Origin of the sequence: Halorhodospira neutriphila, from assembly GCF_016584055.1 — a bacterium.
Classification (GTDB): domain Bacteria; phylum Pseudomonadota; class Gammaproteobacteria; order Nitrococcales; family Halorhodospiraceae; genus Halorhodospira; species Halorhodospira neutriphila.
Genome location: NZ_NRSH01000157.1, coordinates 1 through 4450 on the forward strand (window position 1 = coordinate 1; position 4450 = coordinate 4450).

4 protein-coding genes are annotated in these 4450 nt (G+C 73.3%); 1 reads left to right on the top strand and 3 read right to left on the bottom strand.

All coding sequences use genetic code 11. The annotated features are described in order from the left end of the window. The 3 genes from CKO13_RS10840 to guaB all read right to left on the bottom strand — a co-directional run. Positions 1–324 (bottom strand): nucleoside deaminase (locus CKO13_RS10840; RefSeq protein WP_476702778.1); only part of this gene is annotated, 324 nt, incomplete at its 3' end. After that, positions 321–1925 (bottom strand): glutamine-hydrolyzing GMP synthase, encoded by a 1605-nt coding sequence (guaA, locus tag CKO13_RS10845; RefSeq protein WP_200260819.1) that lies wholly within the window; start codon positions 1923–1925, stop codon positions 321–323. The genes guaA and CKO13_RS10840, both read right to left, overlap by 4 nt. 13 nt (positions 1926–1938) lie before the next feature. Beyond that, positions 1939–3405, bottom strand: coding sequence for an IMP dehydrogenase (guaB, locus tag CKO13_RS10850; protein ID WP_200260822.1), 1467 nt, complete (start codon positions 3403–3405; stop codon positions 1939–1941). A 148-nt stretch (positions 3406–3553) separates the two neighbouring features. Between guaB and xseA the strand changes: the two genes are divergently transcribed. Next, the coding region (gene xseA, locus CKO13_RS10855; protein ID WP_200260826.1) for an exodeoxyribonuclease VII large subunit at positions 3554–4450 on the top strand (897 nt) is incomplete at its 3' end.

Below are 4450 nucleotides of genomic sequence, written 5' to 3' on the forward strand. Positions count from 1 at the left end.
GTCCGGGGCGCCGTAGACCAGCCGCTCGAGGCGGGCGTGGACGGCGGCGCCGGCGCACATGAAGCACGGCTCGAGGGTGACGTAGAGCGTCGCCCCCGGCAGGCGGTAGGCCCCGGCGGCGGCGCCGGCGGCGCGCAGGGCGCCGATCTCGGCGTGGGCGGCGGGATCGGCGGCGCCGATGGGGTGGTTCCACCCCTCCCCCAGGCAGGCGCCGCCGCGCACCACCACCGCCCCGACGGGGACCTCGCCGCTCTCCCCAGCGTAGCGGGCCAGCGCCAGGGCGCGGCCCATCCAGCCGGCATCGTCCGGCTGCGGCGCGGTCACTCCCACTCGATGGTCGCCGGCGGCTTGCCGGAGATGTCGTAGACGACCCGGGAGATGCCGTCGATCTCGTTGATGATCCGCCGCGAGACGTGGTCGAGGAAGCTGTAGGGCAGCTCCGCCCAGCGGGCGGTCATGAAGTCGACGGTCTCCACGGCGCGCAGGGCGATGACGTGCTCGTAGCGCCGGCCGTCGCCGGTGACGCCCACCGAGCGCACCGGCAGGAAGACGGCGAAGGCCTGGCTGGTGCGCTCGTACCAGCCGGCGGCGTGGAGCTCCTCGATGAAGATGGCGTCGGCGCGGCGCAGCCGGTCGGCGTAGGCCTTGCGGACCTCGCCGAGGATGCGCACCCCGAGCCCCGGCCCGGGGAAGGGGTGGCGGTAGAGCATGTCCGCCGGCAGGCCGAGCTCGAGCCCGACCCGGCGCACCTCGTCCTTGAAGAGCTCGCGCAGCGGCTCGACGAGCTCGAGCTTCATCTGCTCGGGCAGGCCGCCGACGTTGTGGTGGGACTTGATGACGTGGGCCTTGCCGCCGACGCCACCGGCGCTGCCGGCGGACTCGACCACGTCGGGGTAGATGGTCCCCTGGGCGAGGAAGGTGACCCCCTCGAGCTTGGCCGCCTCCTCGTCGAAGATCTCGACGAAGAGATTGCCGATGATCCGGCGCTTCTCCTCCGGGTCCTCGACGCCGGCGAGCGCCTCGAGGAAGCGCGCCTCGGCGTCGACGTAGAGGACGTGGACGCCCATGTGGCGGGCGAAGGTGGCCATGACCTGCTCGCCCTCGCCGAGGCGCAGCAGGCCGTTGTCGACGAAGACGCAGGTGAGCTGATCGCCGATGGCCCGGTGGAGGAGCGCCGCGGTCACCGCGGAGTCGACGCCGCCGGAGAGGCCGAGGACGACGCGCCGCTCGCCGATGCGCTCGCGCAGCCGGGCGACGCTGTCCTCGACGATGTTCCCCGGCGTCCAGTCGCCGGGGCAGCCGCAGATGTCGCGGACGAAGCGCTCGAGGATCCGCCCGCCCTGGGGGGTATGGGTCACCTCGGGGTGGAACTGCAGGCCGTACCACCCCCGATCGTCGTCGCCGATGGCGGCCACCGGCGCGGCGTCGGTGGCGGCGATGACCCGGAAGCCCGGCGGCGGCTCGGCGACGCGGTCGCCGTGGCTCATCCAGACGTCGAGGAGCGCCTCGCCCTCGGCGCCGGCGTGGTCCTCGATCTGGCGCAGCAGCCGCGAGTGGCCGTGGACGCGGAGCTGGGCGTAGCCGAACTCCTTGTGCGCCGAGGCCTCGACGCGGCCGCCGAGCTGCGCGGCCATCGCCTGCATGCCGTAGCAGATGCCGAGCACCGGGGCGCCGAGCTCGAGGACCGCCGCCGGCGCCCGCGGCGTCTCGGTGTCGGTCACCGACTCGGGCCCGCCGGAGAGGATCACCCCGCTCGGGGCGAACTCGCGGATCGCCGCATCGGCGCTGTCGCAGGCGCGGATCTCGCAGTAGACCCCGCACTCGCGCACCCGCCGGGCGATCAGCTGGGTGTACTGCGAGCCGAAGTCGAGGATCAGGATGCGGTGGGCGTGGATATCGCCCGCCGCTGCGGCGGCGTTGGGCATGGTTCCGGCTCGCTCAGTCGACGCGGTAGTTGGGCGCCTCTTTCGTGATGGCCACGTCGTGGACGTGGCTCTCGCGCATGCCGGCGCCGGTGATCTTCACGAACTGCGGGCGGGTGCGCATCTGCGCCATGTCGGCGCAGCCGACGTAGCCCATGCTGGCGCGGATCCCGCCGATGAGCTGGTTGACGATCGCCACCATGCTGCCCTTGTACGGCACGCGCCCCTCGATGCCCTCGGGGACGAGCTTGTCCACCGACTGCGCCCCCTCCTGGAAGTAGCGGTCGGCGCTGCCCTGGCTGCCGGACATGGCCCCGAGCGAGCCCATGCCCCGGTACGACTTGTAGGAGCGGCCCTGGTAGAGCTCCACCTCGCCGGGGGCCTCCTCGGTGCCGGCGAGCAGGCTGCCGATCATCACCGAGTGGGCGCCGCTGGCGAGCGCCTTGGCGGCGTCGCCGGAGAAGCGGACGCCGCCGTCGGCGATCAGCGGCACGTCGGTGCCCTCGAGGGCCTCGGCGACGTTGTGGATGGCGGTCACCTGCGGCACGCCGACGCCGGCGATCACCCGCGTGGTGCAGATCGATCCGGGGCCGATCCCCACCTTCACGCCGTCGGCGCCGGCCTCGAGCAGCGCCCGGGCGGCCTCGCCGGTGGCGATGTTGCCGGCGATGACGTCGACCTCGGGGTGGTGGCGCTTGACCCAGCGGACCCGCTCGATGACCCCGGCGGTGTGGCCGTGGGCCGTGTCGACGACGAGCAGGTCGGCCCCCGCCTCGGCGAGCGCCGCGGCCCGCTCCTCGGCGCCCTCGCCGACGCCCACGGCGGCCCCGACGCGCAGCCGCGCGTACTGGTCCTTGCAGGCGTTGGGGTAGTCGTGGCTTTTCTGGATGTCCTTGACGGTGATCATCCCGCGCAGGTGGAAGGCGTCGTCGACGACGAGGACCTTCTCGATGCGGTGCTGGTGGAGCCGGCTGAGCACCTCCTCGCGGCTCGCCCCCTCGCGGACGGTCACCAGGCGGCTCTTGGGGGTCATGGCCACCGAGATCGGCTCGCCGGTGCGGGTCTCGAAGCGCAGGTCCCGGCCGGTGACGATGCCGACGAGCTCCTCGCCGTCGACCACCGGCACCCCGGAGATCCCCTGCTCGCGGGTCAGCTCGAGGACCTCGCCGATGCTCGCGTAGGGCGACACCGAGATCGGCTCCTTGATGATCCCGCTCTCGAACTTCTTCACCCGGCGCACCTCGGCGGCCTGCGCCTCGACGGTCATGTTCTTGTGGACGATGCCGACCCCGCCCTGCTCGGCCAGCGCGATGGCCAGCCGCGCCTCGGTCACCGTATCCATCGCCGCCGAGATAACCGGGATGTTGAGCTCGATATTGCGGCTCAGCGGCGTGCGCAGATCGACCTCTCGCGGCACCACGCGGGACTCGGCCGGCAAGAGCAAAACATCGTCGAAGGTCAAGGCTTCTTGGGCGATTCGCATCAAGCGCTTCCTCGGCTCGTCAGGGGGTATTTTTAAAGAGGATAGCCGTGTATTTTACGGCTTGAATTGGAATAGTCTCAAGCAACTTCCCCCGCCGAGCGCTCGGCCTGTACCGTAGGCCCCTCGCGCCGCAGTGAGGCCCTGCCCTATGCCGTCCGAGGCGACCCCGGTCTACACCCCCTCGCAGCTCAACCAGGAGGTGCGCGGGATGCTCGAGACCGCCCTGCCCACCGTCTGGGTCGAGGGCGAGATCTCCAACCTCGCCCGCCCGGCCTCGGGGCACATCTACTTCACCCTCAAGGACGCCGGCGCCCAGGTCCGCTGCGCGCTCTTCCGCGGCCGCGCCTCGGCCCTGCGCCACCGCCCCGGCGACGGGGACCAGGTGCGGGTGCGGGCCAAGGCGAGCCTCTACCCGGCCCGCGGGGCGTTCCAGCTCATCGTCGAGCACCTCGAGGAGGCCGGCGAGGGGGCGCTGCGCCAGGCCTTCGAGGCGCTCCAGCAGCGCCTCGCCGCCGAGGGGCTGTTTAGCGCCGCGGACAAGCGCCCCCTGCCGGCCCAGCCGCAGCGCCTCGGCGTGGTGACCTCCCCCACCGGGGCGGCCATCCGGGACGTGCTCACCGTGCTCGCGCGCCGCTTCCCGGCCCTGCCGGTGCTCATCTACCCCGTCGCCGTCCAGGGCGAGGGGGCGGCGCCGGCCATCGCCCGGGCCCTGGAGCTCGCCGGGCGGCGCCGCGAGGTCGACGTCCTGCTGCTGACCCGCGGCGGCGGCTCCCTCGAGGACCTGTGGCCGTTCAACGAGGAGGCGGTCGCCCGCGCCATCCGCGCCTGCCCGATCCCGGTGGTCAGTGCCGTCGGCCACGAGGTCGACGTCACCATCGCCGACCTCGCCGCCGACCTGCGCGCCCCGACCCCGTCGGCGGCCGCCGAGGCGCTCAGCCCCGACGCCGCCGCCTGGCTCGAGCGCACCCGCGCCCTGCGCCGGCGCCTCGAGGCCGCCGGCGCCCGCCACCTCCAGGGGCAGCGCCGGCGCCTCACGGGCCTCGGC